Here is a 16,549-nt window from a genome sequence, read left to right as displayed (position 1 = left end):
CGACATTCCCTTGAATTGACAGAAACTGCGAGACGGGTGGACTTCGGTCGCCAGTCTCGCTAAAATGCGACCTTCCATTGGGGAGTAGCCGCCCTGATCTCACCGCGCCGCGCAATGCGGCACCCGGAAGACAGGGGCGTACGTCAACAGACTTGACCAAATGCCGACATGGCAGGCGGTTATGGCGTGCGCAGCCCAGGACCTTGTGTCCAGTGCCTGGCGAGACCGATGACCTCACCTTTCTGGCCGGGCCGGGAAAGGTGTGCGTCATTGGCATCTCGCGATGCATTTGCGGCCCGGTTATTCAAACGACAAAAAATGGAATCGTTCCTCGTCTCCACAGGCATCGTCGCGCTCGCTGAAATGGGCGACAAGACGCAGTTGCTGTCGCTCGTCCTGGCTGCTCGCTACCGCAAGCCAATTCCCATCATTCTGGGAATCCTGATCGCGACACTGGTCAACCATGGCTTTGCCGGCGCGCTCGGCGGCTGGATCACAGGCGTGGTCGGTGTAGACCTGCTGCGCTGGATTCTCGGCCTCGGGTTTATTGCGATGGCCGGCTGGATGCTGATTCCAGACAAGCTCGACGACGCTGAGGAAGCCAAACCCGTCAAGGGCGCGCTCGGCATCCTGGGCACCACGATCATCGCGTTCTTCTTCGCCGAGATGGGCGACAAGACGCAGATCGCCACCGTGGCGCTGGCCGCGCGCTTCCATGGCGAAGTGATTGCGGTGGTGGCCGGCACGACGTTCGGCATGATGCTCGCCAACGCCCCCGCCGTCCTGCTTGGCGACCGTTTCGCCAACAAGATGCCGATCGCCCTGGTGCACAAGATCGCCGCTGCGATCTTCCTGGTGCTGGGTCTGCTGGCGCTGTTCAACGTCGGCGGCTGAGAATCGTGGCTCCCCTCTCCCGCTCAGCGGGCGCGGGGAGAAGCAATTCCGATCCGGAAATAAAAAAACGGGGCCTAAGCCCCGCTCAAACCCTCGCCGGTCCGGAACAGCCAGCTGCAAACTGCGCAGCCTCCGGACCGTCGATCACCGATGCTCGGTCAAAAATCAGTTGGTGGTTTTCGCGCCGCCTTCGAACCATTGGCCAAGGAGCGCGCGTTCATCGTCCGTGATCTGCGTGACGTTGCCCAACGGCATCGCCTTCTGCTGCACGGCCTGTTGATAGATCAGCTGAGCGTGTGCCTTGATGCCATCGACGGAGTCCAGCTTGATCCCCTTGGCAGCGGTCGGCATCATCTTCGGCTGCTCGGCGTGGCACTGCACGCAACGCGTGTTGATGATTTCCTGGACCTTCACGAAGCTCACGGCATTGGCGGCGTCACCGGCAGCATTGCTGGCAACTTGCGGACGCGGCTGCGGCGCGATCATGAATGCCACCACGCCCAGGCAGGCCACGCCGGCGGTCGGCCATGCGAAGTTGATCTTGCCCTTGTGCTTCAGGATGAAGAACTGGCGAATCAGCACGCCGGCCAGCATCACCATGATCAGCACGAGCCAGTTGTTCTTGGCCGCGTACGTCATGCTGTAGTGGTTCGACAGCATTGCGAACAGCACCGGCAACGTGAAGTACGTGTTGTGCACGCTACGCTGCTTGCCGCGCTTGCCGTGGATTGGATCCACCGGCTGGCCGGCCTTCAGCGACGCCACCACCTTGCGCTGGCCCGGGATGATCCAGAACAGCACGTTGGCACTCATGATCGTCGCGATCATCGCACCGGTCAGCAGGAATGCCGCGCGGCCCGAGAAGATATGGCACGCCACAAACGCCGCGACTGCCACATAGACCGCCACCAGAATGCCTACGGTACGGTCGCTCTTGCCGAAGATGCGGCAGATCGAGTCGTAGACCACCCAGCCAAGCACGAGGTATGACACGGCAAAGCCAACGGCGGCGCCGGGCGACATGTCGTACACATTCTTGTCGATCAGGAACGTGCTCGCGTTGAACAGATACAGCACCACCAGCAGCGCAAAGCCGCTCATCCACGTCGAATACGACTCCCAGTAGAACCAGTGCAGGTTCTCCGGCAGGCTCTTCGGCGCGGTCAGGTACTTCTGCGGGTTGTAGAAGCCGCCGCCGTGCACGGCCCAGAGTTCACCGTCGACACCCTTGTCCTTGAGGTCGCTGGCCGTGGGGCGCGTCAGGCTGTTGTCCAGCCAGACGAAGTAGAACGACGAACCGATCCAGGCAATCGCCGTGATCACGTGGAGCCAACGCAAGAGCAAATTGGCCCAGTCGAGAATATAGCCTTCCATGACTTGTCTCCTTTATTCCCGTCCGCCTTGATCAGCTGCCGCGGTAGGTCGAGTACGACCACGGCGACACCAGCAGCGGCACGTGGTAGTGCGCGGCGGTATCGGCAATGCCGAAGCGCAGCGTCACCACGTCCAGGAATGCCGGTTCGGGCAGTTTGACGCCCTGGGCACGGAAATAGTCGCCGGCGCCGAACTCGAGTTCGTAGACGCCCGCTACGAGGTCGGCGCCTTCCAGCAGCGGCTGGTCGCAACGGCCATCGTGATTCGTCGTGACCTTCTTCAGGGTCTCGCGACGATTGTCGACAATTTTATGAAGGGTGATCGACATTGCGGCGCCAGGCGTCCCGGCTGCCGTGTCGAGAACGTGAGTGGTCAAGCGTCCCATCCTGTTCTTCCTTTGGGGTGTGGGTTGTGAGGGGCGCCGCTGCCTTCACTAGCACCATTTTGAGGAATGGTGCCCGCTCGGTACGTGTTTCAACGCATCCCGGCGCTGGATTGGTGCGAGGCGACAATGCGCCCGCGCCATCCTGATGACAACTCGGTATATACCCGTAGTTGTCGAAAACCTGAGGCGGTTTTGTTGACAATGGTGCTTGCATATCCAAATAATTGTCAACAATTTTTAGATCTGCACGGCCGCATGATCGGTATCAAGGCGCGTGATGTCGGTTTGATAACCACTCGCTACGATCGCCGACCATCGCCACCTTGCATTGCGAGTGACCAGGATGTCCAAGAATCTCAAGCTTATTGCCGCGACCGACGCCCTGCCGGCGCTCACCGACAACAAACCGGCCCGCAAGGGCTCCGTCGAGGAGCGCATGTATCACGAGATCTATGACGCGATCATGGAGCACCGGCTGCCTCCCAGGACCAAGCTGACCGAGCATTCGCTTTGCGAGATCTATGCCACGGCCCGTCATACGGTACGCAAGGTGCTGTCGCGCCTGGCCGCCGACGGCATGGTCGACCTGGAGCCGAATCGCGGCGCGTTTATCGCCAGCCCGTCCACCGACGAGGCGCACGACATGTTCGAACTGCGCCAGATGCTGGAGCGCGCCGTGCTCGAGAAGCTCGCCTCCCTGCCCAACGTGCGCACCGTGATCGCCCCGCTGCGCAAGATGGTCAACGACGAGCGCCAGGCCTTCCTGACGCATGAGCGCCCGCGCTGGATCCGCCTCTCGGCCGAGTTCCACACCGCGCTGGCCGAACTGTCCGGCAACCAGTTGCTCGTGACGATGATGCGCCGGCTGGTGTCGCGCACCACGCTGATGATTGCCAGCGTGGAGTCGCCGGGCCACAACGCCTGCTCGTTCGACGAGCACGACGAAATCCTCGATGCACTGGAACAGGGCGATGCCGCCCTGGCCCAGGCGCGCATGGCGCACCACCTTGGCGCCTGCGCGGAACGCGTTCAGCCGGATGAACCCGGCAACTTCGATCTTCGCAGTGTGCTGGGCCGCTCCACCTAGCGCAATGTTCCCGCCGCCGGGCAACAGCCACCCCCTGTTGCCGATCTAGAACCAGCGGTCTCATCTGCCGAAAGACGCCCAACTAGAGGCCAGGCACGAGACCGGACAAGAGTCATCGACGGAAGTCCACCAAAAAGAGACACCGGCGAATGGCCAGGACAAAAACCCGGCGCGCGTTCCCATCCAAATCCAAAGGAGAGGAGACACACCCATGAATTCCGCAAGCACCACGGTCCCCACGGATCTCACAAACGAGCGGTTGCCCTCCGGGCGATTGCTTGCCCTGGGCCTGCAGCACGTGCTGGTGATGTATGCCGGCACGGTTGCGGTTCCGCTGATCGTCGGCGGTGCGCTCAAGCTTCCCAAGGATCAACTCGCGTTCCTGATCAACGCCGACCTGTTCGCCGCCGGCCTGGCCACGCTGATTCAGGCCTTCGGCTTCTGGAAATTCGGCATCCGCATGCCGGTGATGATGGGTGTCACGTTCGCGTCGGTGGCGCCGATGATCGCCATCGGCAACGATCCGAATGTCGGCCTGCTCGGCATCTATGGCGCGGTGATCGCGTCCGGTATCTTCGGCATATTGATCGCGCCGATGATGGGCCGGATGCTGGGACTGTTCCCGCCTGTGGTCACCGGCACGGTGATCACGCTGATCGGGGTGTCGCTGATGCGGGTGGGTATCAACTGGGCCGGTGGCGGACAGCCGACCACGCGCGCCGTGATCGACGGCGTGGTAAAGGAAGTGCCCAACCTCGCTTATGGAGACCTCAGCAACCTGGCCATCGCGGGCCTGGTGCTCGTCGTCATCCTGCTGCTGACCAAGTACGGTCGTGGCCTGGTGGCCAACTGCGCGGTGCTGCTCGGCATCATCATCGGCACGCTGGTGGCGATGGGATTGGGCAAGGTCTCGTTCGAAGGCCTCAACGAAGCCAGCTACGTCGCCGTGATCACCCCGCTGCATTTCGGCATCCCGAAGTTCGAACTCACCGCCATCCTCTCGATGTGCATCGTGATGCTGATCACGCTGGTGGAGTCGACTGGCATGTTCCTGGCCCTGTCCGACATCACCGGCCGCAAGCTCAGCCGTGACGACCTGACCGCCGGCCTGCGCGCAGACGGCCTGGGCACCGTGATCGGCGGTATCTTCAACACGTTCCCGTACACGTCGTTCTCGCAGAACGTTGGCCTGGTCACGGTGACCGGCGTGCGCTCGCGCTACGTCGCCGCAGCCGGTGGCGTGATCCTGATCGCGTTCGGCCTGTTCCCGAAGATGGCCCACGTGGTGGCCTCGGTGCCGCAGTTCGTGCTGGGTGGCGCCGGCATCGTGATGTTCGGCATGGTGGCCGCCACCGGCATCCGCATCCTCGGTTCGTGCGATTTCAATCGCAACCGCCACAACCTCTTCATCGTTGCGATCTCGATCGGCTTCGGCATGATCCCGACGCTGTCGCCGACGCTGTTCCAGTACCTGCCCAAGTGGACCGACCCGTTCACCCACAGTGGCATCGTGCTGGGCACCATCGTCGCCGTAGCGCTGAACCTGTTCTTCAACGGCATCCAGTCGGCCGAGGAAGCCATGCGCAATGCCGCCGCGAACTCGCACGGCACGGAGTGATTCCGGACAATTCAAATACAACAATCAATAGCGACAATCTGACACCGACAATCGACATCGGTCGGCATCAGATTGTCAAGCCCTACGGGAGCGTTTCTGGCATACGCCTTGCGTAAGTCTGGTCGCTTCGAAGCATGGCTCCCGCGGGGCGCGGCAGTTTCTCCTGAAGCAGAAATATAGAAATGACACACGATAACTATCCACGCGATCTCATTGGCTACGGCGCGCAGCCGCCGCACGCCCGCTGGCCGGGCGGCGCGCGCATCGCGCTGCAGTTCGTGCTCAATTACGAGGAAGGCGGCGAGAACTGCGTGCTGCACGGCGACGCGGCATCCGAGCAGTTCCTGTCCGAGATCGTTGGTGCCGCCGCCTATCCGGCTCGACACATGAGCATGGAGGGCATCTACGAATACGGCTCGCGCGCCGGCGTCTGGCGCCTGCTGCGCGAGTTCGAACAACGCAAGCTGCCGCTGACGGTCTTCGGCGTGTCGATGGCGCTGCAGCGCCATCCGGAACTGACCCGCGCGTTCGTCGAACTCGGCCACGAGATCGCCTGCCACGGCTACCGCTGGATTCACTACCAGGGCATCGACGAAGCCATCGAGCGCGAGCACATGCGCATCGGCATGGAGATCATCAAGGAGCTGACCGGCGAGATGCCGCTGGGCTGGTACACCGGCCGCGACAGCCCCAACACGCGCCGGCTGGTTGTCGAGCACGGCGGGCTGCTCTATGACGCCGACTACTACGGCGACGACCTGCCCTTCTGGACCGATGTGGAAATCACCGGTGGCCAGAAGAAGCCCCATCTGGTGGTGCCGTACACACTCGACACCAACGACATGCGCTTCGCCACGCCCCAGGGCTTCAACACGGGCGAGCAGTTCTTCCAGTATCTGAAGGATGCCTTCGACGTGCTCTACGCCGAAGGCGATCCGCAGGGCCAGGACCGCCCGAAGATGCTGTCGATCGGCATGCATTGCCGCTTGCTGGGTCGCCCGGGACGTTTCCGCGCGCTGCAGCGATTCCTGGACTACGTGCAGTCTCACGACAAGGTGTGGATCTGCAGGCGTGTCGATATCGCCCGCCACTGGATTGAGACCCACCCCTATCGGAGCCACGCATGAGCCAGACCACCTACACGATCGCCCAACTCAACACGATGCCCGAGGCCGAATTCATCGCGGTCCTCGGCGGCATCTACGAACACTCCCCCTGGTTCGCCGAAACGGCGGCACACAAGCGCCCATTCGCCAATACCGCGGAACTGGCATCGGCCCTGCGCGGCGCCGTAGATGCCGCGGGCCAGGAAGCACAGCTCAAGCTCGTGCGCGCTCACCCGGAACTGGCGGGCAAGGCCGCGGTGCGCGGCGAGCTGACGGCGGAATCCACGCGCGAGCAGGCTGGCGCCGGACTCGATCAGTGCACGCCCGAGGAATTCCAGCGCCTGCAGGGACTGAACGAAGCCTACAACCGCAAGTTCGGCTTCCCGTTCATCCTCGCGGTCCGCGGCTATGACCGGCACGGCATCATCGACGCTTTTGCAAGGCGCCTGGAAAACGCCCCGGAGGTCGAGTTGCAAACTTGCATCAACCAGATTCATCGGATTGCGCAGTTCCGGCTGAACGACTTAGTATCCGCCTGACCAAAAAAAGCACATCGAAAAAAGAGAGAGAAATCAGGAGCGTTCAGCAGCAGATCGAGCATCACTGTGAGACAAGAACGTGCCAGGCGGCGCCGATTCCCCGCGCGCCGCCCAGGCACGGAACTAGAGAGAACCCAGCAGGTTCCAGCACACAGGCAAGCGTTCTGAGCAGCATTACAACCACGGAGGTCTTAAACATGAAGAAGCAGTACAAGCCGGCTCTCAAGCTGGCGGCGATCGCAGCCACCCTTTTCTCCGGCGCGGCCATGGCCCAGTCCAGCGTGACGCTGTACGGCATGGCCGATGCTTTCATCGGAGGCGTCAAGAATCCGGGCTCGGGCGACCGCGCCTACGTAGTCAACTCGGGTGGCATGCAAACCTCGTACTGGGGCATCAAGGGTACCGAGGACCTGGGCATGGGCACGAAGGCCATCTTCGACCTGAACGGCTTCTTCCGCCCCGACACCGGTAGCATGGGCCGCTTCACCGGCGACTCGATGTTCAGCCGCAATGCCTTCGTCGGTCTGACGAACGAAACCTACGGCACGCTGAAGATCGGCCGCAACACGACGCCGTACTTCGTGTCGACGATCCTGTTCAACCCGCTGGTCGACTCGTACACGTTCAGCCCGATGATCTTCCACACGTACTTCCCGACGCCTCAGAACGTTGGCGGCGTGTCCGATCCGGGCATCCTGGGCGATTCGGGCTGGAACAACTCGCTGCTGTACTCGACGCCGAACTTCGGTGGCCTGACCGCGAACTTCATCTACGGCTTTGGCGAATCGCCCGGTAACAACGGCAAGAACAAGTGGGGCGGCAACCTGACCTACTTCTCCGGCAACTTCGCTGCGACGCTGGCATTCCAGCAGGTCAAGTTCGACGTTGCTCCGTTTGACCCGCAGAATGCCAATCTCGCGGGCCTCGACAAGCAGTCCGCCGTGCAGGCTGGCGTGACGTACGACTTCAAGATCGTCAAGGCCTTCCTGCAAGGCCAGTACATCAAGACGAACTTCAATACGAGCTCCAATGGCGGCGACATCAAGCACATCGACGGCCAGGCCGGCGTCGCGGTGCCGGTTGGCGCAGGCAATATCCTGGCGTCGTACACCTACGGCCGCGTGCTGAACGAAGTTGCCGGCATCAAGCGCAACACGTTCGCCGTCGCCTACGACTACAACCTGTCGAAGCGCACCGACGTCTATGGTGCCTACTACTACGACAAGGTGTCGGGCGTCGAGCACGGCGACACCTTCGGTGTCGGCGTTCGCCACCGCTTCTGATCCCGTTCTGATCCCGGAATATTCCGCCGGATCAATGGTCGTACAGCCCGCCTCCGGCGGGCTTTTTTGTTGCGTGTCCCCATGACACAGGCGTCACAATGCTGCGCCGCATTGCAACAAGGCGCAATCAAAGCAGGATGGGAAGCCACTGCTCCATAGGCGGATTCAATTGGCAAGCCCTTCGTCCGCTGCCTAGATTAGTTTCCCGGCCTCTGTGCTGGGCCACGTAAACAGGAACGAATGAGGTGACGCATGCGGCGCTATGTGAAATCCCGGTCGGAACTGATGGCCATCCTGAGCCAGTGCCTGGACAACAATCCTGAGTGCGGCGAGGTTGAGTTGCACGCAATGCGCGTGCATCAGCCGGACCATACGGGTTGCAACTGGAGCGCCGAGGTGGATTTTCGCCAGGAGACTTTCCCCGATCTGGCACAGCAGATGGCCGCGGCCCGTTCGATCATCGTGGTGATGCGGGAGCAGTACAACGTGCTGCAGTAGAGAGTAGTAGGCATGACAGGGCACGACCCGTGCGTACTGACCCGCCGACGCGCTGACACTCCGGCAGACGTGCCAGCGCACCGACAATGAAACAGGGCCGCTTTCGCGGCCCTGTTTCTTTTTGCTTCCGGCAGATATTCAGATCGTGAACATCAGCGGATGGCGTTGCACTCCGCCACGGCCACGGCCGTCATGTTGACGATACGGCGCGTGGTCGCCTGGGGATTCAGGATGTGCACCGGCTTGGCCGCGCCCAGCAGGATCGGACCCACCGTCACGCCCTGGCCGCCCGTGATCTTGAGCAGATTGAACGCGATGTTGGCGGCATCCAGCGTCGGCATCACCAGCAGATTGGCGCTGCCGGCCAGCTTGGTGCCCGGCAGGAAATGACGGCGCACTTCCTCGACCAGCGCCGCATCGCCCTGCATCTCGCCTTCCACTTCAAGCTGCGGTGCCACGCGGGCCAGGATCTCGGCCGCATCGCGCATCTTGCGCGCCGATGGGCGGTTCGACGAACCGAACATCGAGTGCGACATCATCGCCACCTTCGGGTGCAGGCCGAAGCGTGCGATTTCCTCGGCTGCAAGCTGCGTGATGGCAGCCAGTTCCTCGGCGCTCGGATCATCGTTGACGAACGTATCCGTGATGAAAAGCGTGTACTTTTCGAGCATCAGCGCGTTCATGGCCGCGAACACCTTGGCGCCCGGCGCCAGGCCGATCACGTCGCGCACGTGCTCCAGATGTGCCTCGAACCGGCCCACCGTGCCGCACAACAGTGCATCGGCATCGCCCATGTGCATCAGCATTGTGCCGATCAGCGTATTCGAACGGCGCAGCGCCACCTTGGCCATGTCCGGCGTCACACCATCGCGGCCGCGCAGCGCGTGGTACTCCTCGTGATAGGCGCGATAGCGCGGATCGTCCTCGGGGTTGATCAGTTCGAAATCGACGCCCGGACGCAGACGCAGGCCCGCCTTCTCGATACGCATCTGGATTACGTGCGGGCGACCGATCAGGATCGGGCGGGCCAGACCTTCGTCCACCACGCCCTGCACCGCACGCAGCACACGCTCTTCTTCGCCCTCGGCGTAGGCGACGCGCTTCGGCGCGGCCTTGGCGGCCGTGAACACCGGCTTCATGATCATGCCGGTGTGGTACACGTAGCTGGTCAGTTGCTGGCGGTAGGCTTCGAGGTCCTTGATCGGGCGCGTGGCCACGCCGGATTCCTCGGCGGCCTTGGCAACGGCCGGCGCGATCTTCTCGATCAGGCGCTGGTCGAACGGCGTCGGGATGATGTAGTCCGGGCCGAACTTCAGTTCACGACCACCGTAGGCGGCGGCCACGGCGTCGTTCAGTTCGGCTTCGGCCAGTTCGGCGATCGCCTTCACGCAGGCCAGCTTCATTGCTTCCGTGATCTTCGTGGCGCCGCAATCGAGCGCGCCGCGGAAGATGTACGGGAAACAGAGCACGTTGTTGACCTGGTTCGGATAGTCCGAACGGCCCGTGGCGATGATGCAGTCCGGACGCGCGGCCTTGGCCACTTCCGGGCGGATTTCCGGCTCCGGGTTGGCCAGCGCCAGGATGATCGGACGGTCGGCCATGGTCTTGACCATGTCACCGGTCAGCACGCCCGCGGTCGAGCAGCCCAGGAACACGTCCGCATCCTTGACGATGTCGGCCAGCGTGCGGGCCGACGTGTCCTGTGCGTAGCGAGCCTTGTTGGCCTCCATGTTCGCGTCGCGGCCGTGGAAGATCACGCCCTTCGAGTCGACGACGTAGATGTTCTCGCGCTTCACGCCCAGGCTGACCATCGTATCCAGGCACGCGATTGCGGCGGCGCCCGCGCCCGAGACGGCCAGCTTGACCTTCGCGATGTCCTTGCCCACCACCTTAAGGCCGTTCAGCAGCGCTGCGGTCGAGATGATCGCCGTGCCGTGCTGATCGTCGTGGAAGACGGGGATGTTCATGCGCTCGCGCAGCTTCTGCTCGATGTAGAAGCACTCGGGAGCCTTGATGTCCTCGAGGTTCACGCCGCCGAGCGTCGGCTCCAGCGCCGCCACGATCTCGACGATCTTGTCCGGGTCGCGCGCATCGAGTTCGATGTCGAACACATCGATGCCGGCGAATTTCTTGAACAGGCAGCCCTTGCCTTCCATCACGGGCTTGCCGGCCAGCGGACCGATGTCGCCCAGGCCCAGCACGGCGGTACCGTTGGTCACCACGGCCACGAGGTTGGCGCGCGAGGTGTACTCGGCGGCCATCGCGGGGTCCTTGTGGATCTCTTCGCAGGCGTAGGCCACGCCCGGGGAGTAGGCCAGCGACAGATCGCGCTGATTGGACAGGGCCTTGGTGGCCGTTACCTGGATCTTGCCCTTGGTCGGGCTGCGGTGGTATTCCAGCGCAGCCAGGCGCAGTTGCGCTTCGGGACTATTGGGGGCATGTTGCGGTGCATCACCGGTGGTCTTGCTGCTCATTCTCTGCTCGTCCGGGTAAAGGCGGGAAAAAATCGAGGAGCCATTCTAGCCCAGCCGCCACGCGGCGGCAGGGCTTTGGCACGCCCGATTGGAAGATTTTGCCGCCACCGGACGCAAAACTCCTTTTACCGTACGGTAGCCAATACCTTTCACCCCCGCCGGCGAAAGGATATTGCGCGGCGCCCTGCTACTTCTTGTCCTTGTCGACCTCCAGCGTCACGCGACGCGGCCGCCCGCTCTCGGCCGGGAAGTCCACGAACGCGCTGCGGATCATGTAGGGCATCACCGCCGCCGGATTACCACTCTCTGTCGTATTGGTGGCGGTGACCTGATAGACACGCTTGCCGCTGGCTGCATCCTTGAAATAGACGCGCACGCTCGAATACGTCACGGGCACGTCGCGTATCACGGTCTGGGGCGGCCAGTAGCCGGGGCCCCATCCCCAGGGGCCATAGGGTCGATACCCGCCATAAGGGCCCCAGTACGGCCCCCAAGGTCCGTACCAGGGGTCGGGATAGACGGTCTCCGCCACCTGGGCAATCCCGGGCGCGGCGTCGTAGTCCATTGTCACCAGATAGCGTGCCTGGCCGGCCGGGCGCTGCTCGAAGCCAAGTCCGGACAAGGTGTCTGCCAGCCACTGCTCGAAGGTCTGGCGCTCGAGTTGCTCTTCCTGCTGCGACGTGTGTTCGAACGCGTAGGTCCGCGGCGCATCGTTCTGCCAGCCGGCCTGCCGGAACGCGGTGACCTCGGTGGTCACCGTGGTGGCACATCCCGCCAGCCAGAGCGAGCCCAGCGCCATCAGCGCCCAGAAGGCGCCCCGTCTTCCCCACTTCGTCACTGCTTTCCCTGATGCACGCATTCCCTGATACCTCGTTCTTCCTGATTTGGTTGCATTTCCTCAGACAGGAACAACCCTTTTGAATTCCCACGCCGCATCTGGCATCCCGCATTGCCCGAACCCCTTGGCTACAATGAGGGCTTCGAGGGCCGTCGCGATCTTCAGCACGCCGCCCGCCCCCCGGTCACTCCGAAGACAGGATTCCCCATGCTGCGCACCGATACGCCCGTCACCGTCTATCGCAAGGACTATACTCCGCCCGCTTTCGCCATCGACCACGTGGATCTCGTGCTCGACCTCGATCCGCAGCGTACCGTCGTCACCAGCACGCTGAAGATCCAGCGCACTGGCGCGGCCGACGCGCCGCTGATTCTGGCCGGCGAGGAGCTGGAACTGGTTGGCGTGCGCCTCGATGGCCAGCCGTTCTCCGGCGTCAGGCAGGACGGCGACTCGCTGACCTTGACTGGCCTGCCGGGAGCTGGCACGCTGGAAATCACCACGGCCTGCAATCCCGCCGCCAATACCACGCTGTCCGGCCTGTACGTCTCCAACGGCAACTTCTTCACCCAGTGCGAAGCCGAGGGCTTTCGCCGCATCACGTATTTCCTGGATCGCCCGGATGTGATGACGACCTACCGCGTTACGCTGCGCGCCGATCGCGCCGCAAGCCCGGTACTGCTTTCGAACGGCAACCTGCTCTCGCAACGCGATCTGCCGGATGGCAAACACGAAGCTGTCTGGGAAGACCCGTTCCGCAAACCGTCATACCTGTTTGCCCTCGTGGCCGGCAAGCTCGAGCGTATCGAGCAGACCATCGTATCGGCATCGGGCAAGCAGAAGCTGCTGCAAGTCTGGGTGGAACCGCAGGACCTGGACAAGACGCGTCACGCGATGGACTCGCTGGTTCACGCGATCCGCTGGGACGAGCAGCGCTTTGGCCTGGAACTTGACCTCGACCGTTTCATGATCGTCGCCGTGGGCGACTTCAACATGGGGGCGATGGAAAACAAGGGCCTGAACATCTTCAACACCAAGTATGTGCTGGCCAACGCCCAGACCGCGACGGATGTCGACTTCGCCAATATCGAATCGGTGGTGGCGCACGAATACTTCCACAACTGGACCGGCAACCGCGTGACCTGCCGTGACTGGTTCCAGTTGTCGCTCAAGGAAGGCCTGACCGTGTTCCGCGACCAGGAATTCTCGGCCGACATGATGGGCTCGGAATCGGGCCGCGCGGTCAAGCGCATCGAGGATGTGCGCGTGCTGCGCCAGGTGCAGTTTCCCGAGGATGCGGGTCCGATGGCCCACCCGGTGCGCCCGGACAGCTACGAGGAAATCAACAACTTCTACACGGTCACGGTCTACGAGAAAGGCGCCGAAGTCGTGCGGATGTACCAGACCCTGCTTGGCCGTGACGGCTTCCGCAAGGGCATGGACCTGTACTTCCAGCGTCATGACGGCCAGGCGGTGACATGCGACGACTTCCGCGCGGCGATGGCTGACGCGAACGGCCGCGACCTGAAGCAGTTCGGCCTCTGGTACAGCCAGGCTGGCACGCCCGTGGTCACGGTCAAGACCGCATGGGACGGCGCCTCCGGCACGCTGACGCTGACGTTGTCGCAGCGCTGCCCGAAGGTTGGCATCGAAACGCGCGCTGGCATGCCGGACAAGCAGCCGTTCCACATCCCGTTCGCGCTCGGCCTGATCGACGCAGAAGGCAACGACCTGCCGCTGCAACGCGAAGGGGAGCCCAAGGCAGGCGCGAGCACACGCGTGCTCGATTTCACGCAAGCCGAGCAGACCTTCCGCTTCATCAACCTGCCTCGCGGTAGCAAGGCGCCATTGCCCTCGCTGCTGCGTAATTTTTCGGCACCAGTCGTTGTCGATTACGAATACAGCGATGCGGAACTGACCTTCCTGCTCTCGCACGACACCGACGCATTCAACCGCTGGGAAGCCGGCCAACGCCTGGCCACGCGCGCGCTGCTGCATCTGGTGGCCGACGTCCAGGCCAATCGTGAACTGAAGCTCGACCCGGCGCTGGTGTCGGCGTTCCGTAGCGTGCTGACCGATGGTGCGCTGAATCCTGCCTTCCGCGAACAGGCACTGATGCTCCCCGCGGAGGCCTATCTGGCCGAACGCATGGGCGTGGCCGACCCGACGGCGATTCACCGCGCACGCCTGTTCCTGCGCGAAGGCCTGGCCCGCACGCTCAAGGCCGAATGGCTGGCCGCATACGAGGCCAACGCGACACCGGGCGAGTACAGCCCCGATGCCGACTCGATGGCCCGCCGCGCGCTGCGCAATCTCGCACTCGGCTATCTGGCCGACAGTGGAGACGCCGACATGCAGGCACTTGCGGACCGCCACTACCAGCAGAGCGACAACATGACAGACCGCTTCGCCGCGCTGTCTGCGCTGGTCAACAGCTTCGCGCCGGGCCGCGAACACGCGCTGACTGATTTCTACGAGCGCTTCGAAGACGACGCGCTGGTCATCGACAAGTGGTTCTCGCTGCAGGGAATGCAGCGCGGCGAAGTTGGCCCGCACGCGGGAAAGCGCACCATTGATACCGTGCGCGCGCTGATGCAGCATCCGGCCTTCAATCTGCGCAACCCTAACCGCGCCCGTTCGCTGATCTTCAGCTTCTGTTCGGGCAACCCAGCGCAGTTCCACGCAGAGGACGGCTCGGGCTACGCATTCTGGGCCGACCAGGTACTGGCGCTAGATTCGATCAACCCGCAGGTGGCCGCGCGCCTGGCACGCGTCATGGACCGCTGGCAGAAGTACGAGATGCCCCTGCGCGAACGGATGCGCGCGGCGCTGGAACGCGTGGCGGCCTCGTCGACGCTGTCGCGCGATGTGCGCGAGATCGTCAGCAAGGCCCTGTCGGCCTGACCCGGAAAGTGGCATGTCCGCAGCGGCACACATGTAGAATTGCGGCCATCCAAGGAGAACCCCACCATGACACGCATCAGCCTCACCCGCTATCTGGTCGAGGAGCAGCGCAAGCACAACACGATCGAGCCGGAACTCCGGCTGCTGATCGAAGTGGTCGCGCGCGCCTGCAAGGCCATTTCCAACGCCGTCAGCAAGGGCGCCCTCGCGGGTGTGCTCGGCTCGGCCGGCACCGGCAACGTTCAGGGCGAAACGCAGCAGAAGCTCGATGTGATCGCCAATGAGGTGCTGCTCGACGCCAATGAATGGGGTGGCCACCTGGCTGCCATGGCGTCCGAGGAAATGGACTCGTTCTACGAGATCCCGAACCGCTACCCGAAGGGCGAATACCTGCTGCTGTTCGATCCGCTCGACGGCTCGTCGAACATCGACGTGAACGTGTCGATCGGCACGATCTTCTCGGTTCTGCACATGCACAAGCCCGGTCAGACCGTGACCGAGCATGACTTCATGCAACCGGGCACCCAGCAGGTGGCGGCCGGCTATGCCGTGTACGGCCCGCAGACCACGCTGGTGCTGACCGTCGGCAATGGCGTGCACATGTTCACGCTGGACCGCGAGGCAGGCAGCTTCGTGCTGACCCAGTCGGACGTAATGATCCCGGAAGACACCAAGGAATTCGCGATCAACATGTCCAACATGCGCCACTGGGCTCCGCCCGTGCGCCGCTACATCGACGAATGCCTGGCCGGCGACGAAGGTCCGCGCGGCAAGAACTTCAACATGCGCTGGATCGCGTCGATGGTGGCCGACGTGCACCGCATCCTGACGCGCGGTGGCGTCTTCATGTATCCGTGGGACAAGCGCGAGCCCGAGAAACCGGGCAAGCTGCGCCTGATGTACGAAGCCAATCCGATGGCGTTCCTGGTCGAGCAGGCTGGCGGCGCGGCCACCAATGGCCAACAGCGCATTCTGGACGTGGAGCCGACCAAGCTCCACCAGCGCGTATCGGTCATCCTCGGTTCGAAGAATGAAGTCGAGCGCGTTACGCGGTATCACCAGGAAGACGCCGCCAAGGCGTAACGGGTAGTTCTGGTTTCGACAAGCACAGGGCGCCTCGGCGCCCTGTCTGCTTTCCTGAAGCCAACAGCCGCACGGCGATCCGTAAAAAAGCGGAAGGCTTTGCCCGTTTTTTCGCCCGCGGCGTGAGCGCCACTCGTGCGATGATTGCCATCTGTCGCCCACGGCCGCGGCTGGCAACTCCCACCGAACAGGGACTGTCACAGCGGAACTTTGAAAAAAGTCGCATCGGGGGCTTCACAAAATAAAAAGTCGCTGATATTATTGCGGGCTCTATCCGATTCGATCGATTCGCAAGCAACAGCGCAAATCGAGATCAAGCGGTAGAACAGGTTTCGCAAGTTTAAGGTTTCGCCGGTGTAGCTCAGTTGGTAGAGCAGCGCATTCGTAATGCGAAGGTCGTAGGTTCGACTCCTATCTCCGGCACCACTTGAAAGTAGAAAGGGCAACCCTCACGGGTTGCCCTTTTTGC

The 16,549-nt window shown here is 62.8% G+C and carries 13 protein-coding genes, 1 tRNA gene and 1 riboswitch; of the genes, 10 read left to right on the top strand and 4 right to left on the bottom strand.

The annotated features are described in order from the left end of the window. Positions 1-67: 67 nt before the first annotated feature. Positions 68-290: riboswitch (yybP-ykoY riboswitch) on the top strand. A gap of 28 nt (positions 291-318) precedes the next feature. Continuing rightward, a complete protein-coding gene (locus tag B2246_RS04525; protein ID WP_008649773.1) occupies positions 319-894 on the top strand; it encodes a TMEM165/GDT1 family protein in 576 nt (191 codons plus the stop codon). Positions 895-1,059: 165 nt separating this feature from the next. Here the strand turns inward: B2246_RS04525 and B2246_RS04520 are convergent, their stop codons facing one another. Both B2246_RS04520 and uraH read right to left on the bottom strand, forming a co-directional pair. Continuing rightward, entirely contained in the window at positions 1,060-2,268 is a 1,209-nt protein-coding gene (locus B2246_RS04520; RefSeq protein ID WP_035881649.1) for a urate hydroxylase PuuD, read from the bottom strand. A 31-nt stretch (positions 2,269-2,299) separates the two neighbouring features. Next, positions 2,300-2,653, bottom strand: a complete 354-nt coding sequence (gene uraH, locus B2246_RS04515) for a hydroxyisourate hydrolase (protein WP_011515711.1) — start codon at positions 2,651-2,653, stop codon at positions 2,300-2,302. 343 nt (positions 2,654-2,996) lie between these two features. Between uraH and B2246_RS04510 the strand changes: the two genes are divergently transcribed. The 6 genes from B2246_RS04510 to B2246_RS04485 all read left to right on the top strand — a co-directional run bounded on the left by B2246_RS04510 (position 2,997) and on the right by B2246_RS04485 (position 8,784). Beyond that, entirely contained in the window at positions 2,997-3,740 is a 744-nt protein-coding gene (locus B2246_RS04510; protein WP_008649764.1) for a GntR family transcriptional regulator, read from the top strand. 211 nt (positions 3,741-3,951) lie between these two features. Next, complete coding sequence (locus B2246_RS04505; protein WP_008649762.1) at positions 3,952-5,358, top strand: nucleobase:cation symporter-2 family protein; 1,407 nt, start codon at positions 3,952-3,954, stop codon at positions 5,356-5,358. A 182-nt stretch (positions 5,359-5,540) separates the two neighbouring features. Then, positions 5,541-6,485, top strand: a complete 945-nt coding sequence (puuE, locus tag B2246_RS04500) for an allantoinase PuuE (RefSeq protein WP_008649761.1) — start codon at positions 5,541-5,543, stop codon at positions 6,483-6,485. Further along, positions 6,482-7,003 (top strand): 2-oxo-4-hydroxy-4-carboxy-5-ureidoimidazoline decarboxylase, encoded by a 522-nt coding sequence (uraD, locus tag B2246_RS04495; protein ID WP_035881644.1) that lies wholly within the window; start codon positions 6,482-6,484, stop codon positions 7,001-7,003. Before puuE ends, uraD begins: the two co-directional genes overlap by 4 nt. Before the next feature lie 197 nt (positions 7,004-7,200). Further along, positions 7,201-8,286 carry a porin gene (locus tag B2246_RS04490; protein WP_008649758.1) on the top strand — a complete coding sequence of 362 codons (1,086 nt, stop codon included), beginning with the start codon at positions 7,201-7,203 and terminating at the stop codon, positions 8,284-8,286. Between the two features lie 252 nt (positions 8,287-8,538). After that, complete coding sequence (locus tag B2246_RS04485) at positions 8,539-8,784, top strand: hypothetical protein (protein WP_008649756.1); 246 nt, start codon at positions 8,539-8,541, stop codon at positions 8,782-8,784. A 152-nt stretch (positions 8,785-8,936) separates the two neighbouring features. Here the strand turns inward: B2246_RS04485 and B2246_RS04480 are convergent, their stop codons facing one another. Both B2246_RS04480 and B2246_RS04475 read right to left on the bottom strand, forming a co-directional pair. Continuing rightward, on the bottom strand, positions 8,937-11,258 hold the full coding sequence (locus B2246_RS04480; RefSeq protein ID WP_286879843.1) for an NADP-dependent malic enzyme: 2,322 nt from the start codon (positions 11,256-11,258) through the stop codon (positions 8,937-8,939). 187 nt (positions 11,259-11,445) lie between these two features. After that, entirely contained in the window at positions 11,446-12,057 is a 612-nt protein-coding gene (locus B2246_RS04475) for a DUF4136 domain-containing protein (RefSeq protein ID WP_286879991.1), read from the bottom strand. A 246-nt stretch (positions 12,058-12,303) separates the two neighbouring features. On the opposite strand from B2246_RS04475, the gene pepN reads away from it, so the two are divergent. The 3 genes from pepN (at position 12,304) to B2246_RS04460 (ending at position 16,506) form a co-directional block, all read left to right on the top strand. Further along, positions 12,304-14,997, top strand: a complete 2,694-nt coding sequence (gene pepN, locus B2246_RS04470; RefSeq protein WP_286879841.1) for an aminopeptidase N — start codon at positions 12,304-12,306, stop codon at positions 14,995-14,997. 66 nt (positions 14,998-15,063) lie between these two features. After that, positions 15,064-16,080 (top strand): class 1 fructose-bisphosphatase, encoded by a 1,017-nt coding sequence (locus B2246_RS04465; RefSeq protein WP_008649749.1) that lies wholly within the window; start codon positions 15,064-15,066, stop codon positions 16,078-16,080. A 350-nt stretch (positions 16,081-16,430) separates the two neighbouring features. Beyond that, positions 16,431-16,506, top strand: a tRNA-Thr gene (locus B2246_RS04460). Positions 16,507-16,549: the final 43 nt, after the last annotated feature.

Source organism: Cupriavidus sp. UBA2010, from assembly GCF_002335265.1.
GTDB classification, from domain to species: domain Bacteria; phylum Pseudomonadota; class Gammaproteobacteria; order Burkholderiales; family Burkholderiaceae; genus Cupriavidus; species Cupriavidus metallidurans.
This window is presented reverse-complemented; position numbering and strand designations above follow the sequence as displayed.

Excerpts from the sequence above, each read along its gene's own strand:
- B2246_RS04525 (WP_008649773.1), top strand. The coding sequence starts at position 319 with ATGGAATCGTTCCTCGTCTCCACAGGCATCGTCGCGCTCGCTGAAATG.
- B2246_RS04520 (WP_035881649.1), bottom strand. The coding sequence starts at position 2,268 with ATGGAAGGCTATATTCTCGACTGGGCCAATTTGCTCTTGCGTTGGCTC.
- uraH (WP_011515711.1), bottom strand. The coding sequence starts at position 2,653 with ATGGGACGCTTGACCACTCACGTTCTCGACACGGCAGCCGGGACGCCT.
- B2246_RS04510 (WP_008649764.1), top strand. The coding sequence starts at position 2,997 with ATGTCCAAGAATCTCAAGCTTATTGCCGCGACCGACGCCCTGCCGGCG.
- B2246_RS04505 (WP_008649762.1), top strand. The coding sequence starts at position 3,952 with ATGAATTCCGCAAGCACCACGGTCCCCACGGATCTCACAAACGAGCGG.
- puuE (WP_008649761.1), top strand. The coding sequence starts at position 5,541 with ATGACACACGATAACTATCCACGCGATCTCATTGGCTACGGCGCGCAG.
- uraD (WP_035881644.1), top strand. The coding sequence starts at position 6,482 with ATGAGCCAGACCACCTACACGATCGCCCAACTCAACACGATGCCCGAG.
- B2246_RS04490 (WP_008649758.1), top strand. The coding sequence starts at position 7,201 with ATGAAGAAGCAGTACAAGCCGGCTCTCAAGCTGGCGGCGATCGCAGCC.
- B2246_RS04485 (WP_008649756.1), top strand. The coding sequence starts at position 8,539 with ATGCGGCGCTATGTGAAATCCCGGTCGGAACTGATGGCCATCCTGAGC.
- B2246_RS04480 (WP_286879843.1), bottom strand. The coding sequence starts at position 11,258 with ATGAGCAGCAAGACCACCGGTGATGCACCGCAACATGCCCCCAATAGT.
- B2246_RS04475 (WP_286879991.1), bottom strand. The coding sequence starts at position 12,057 with ATGGCGCTGGGCTCGCTCTGGCTGGCGGGATGTGCCACCACGGTGACC.
- pepN (WP_286879841.1), top strand. The coding sequence starts at position 12,304 with ATGCTGCGCACCGATACGCCCGTCACCGTCTATCGCAAGGACTATACT.
- B2246_RS04465 (WP_008649749.1), top strand. The coding sequence starts at position 15,064 with ATGACACGCATCAGCCTCACCCGCTATCTGGTCGAGGAGCAGCGCAAG.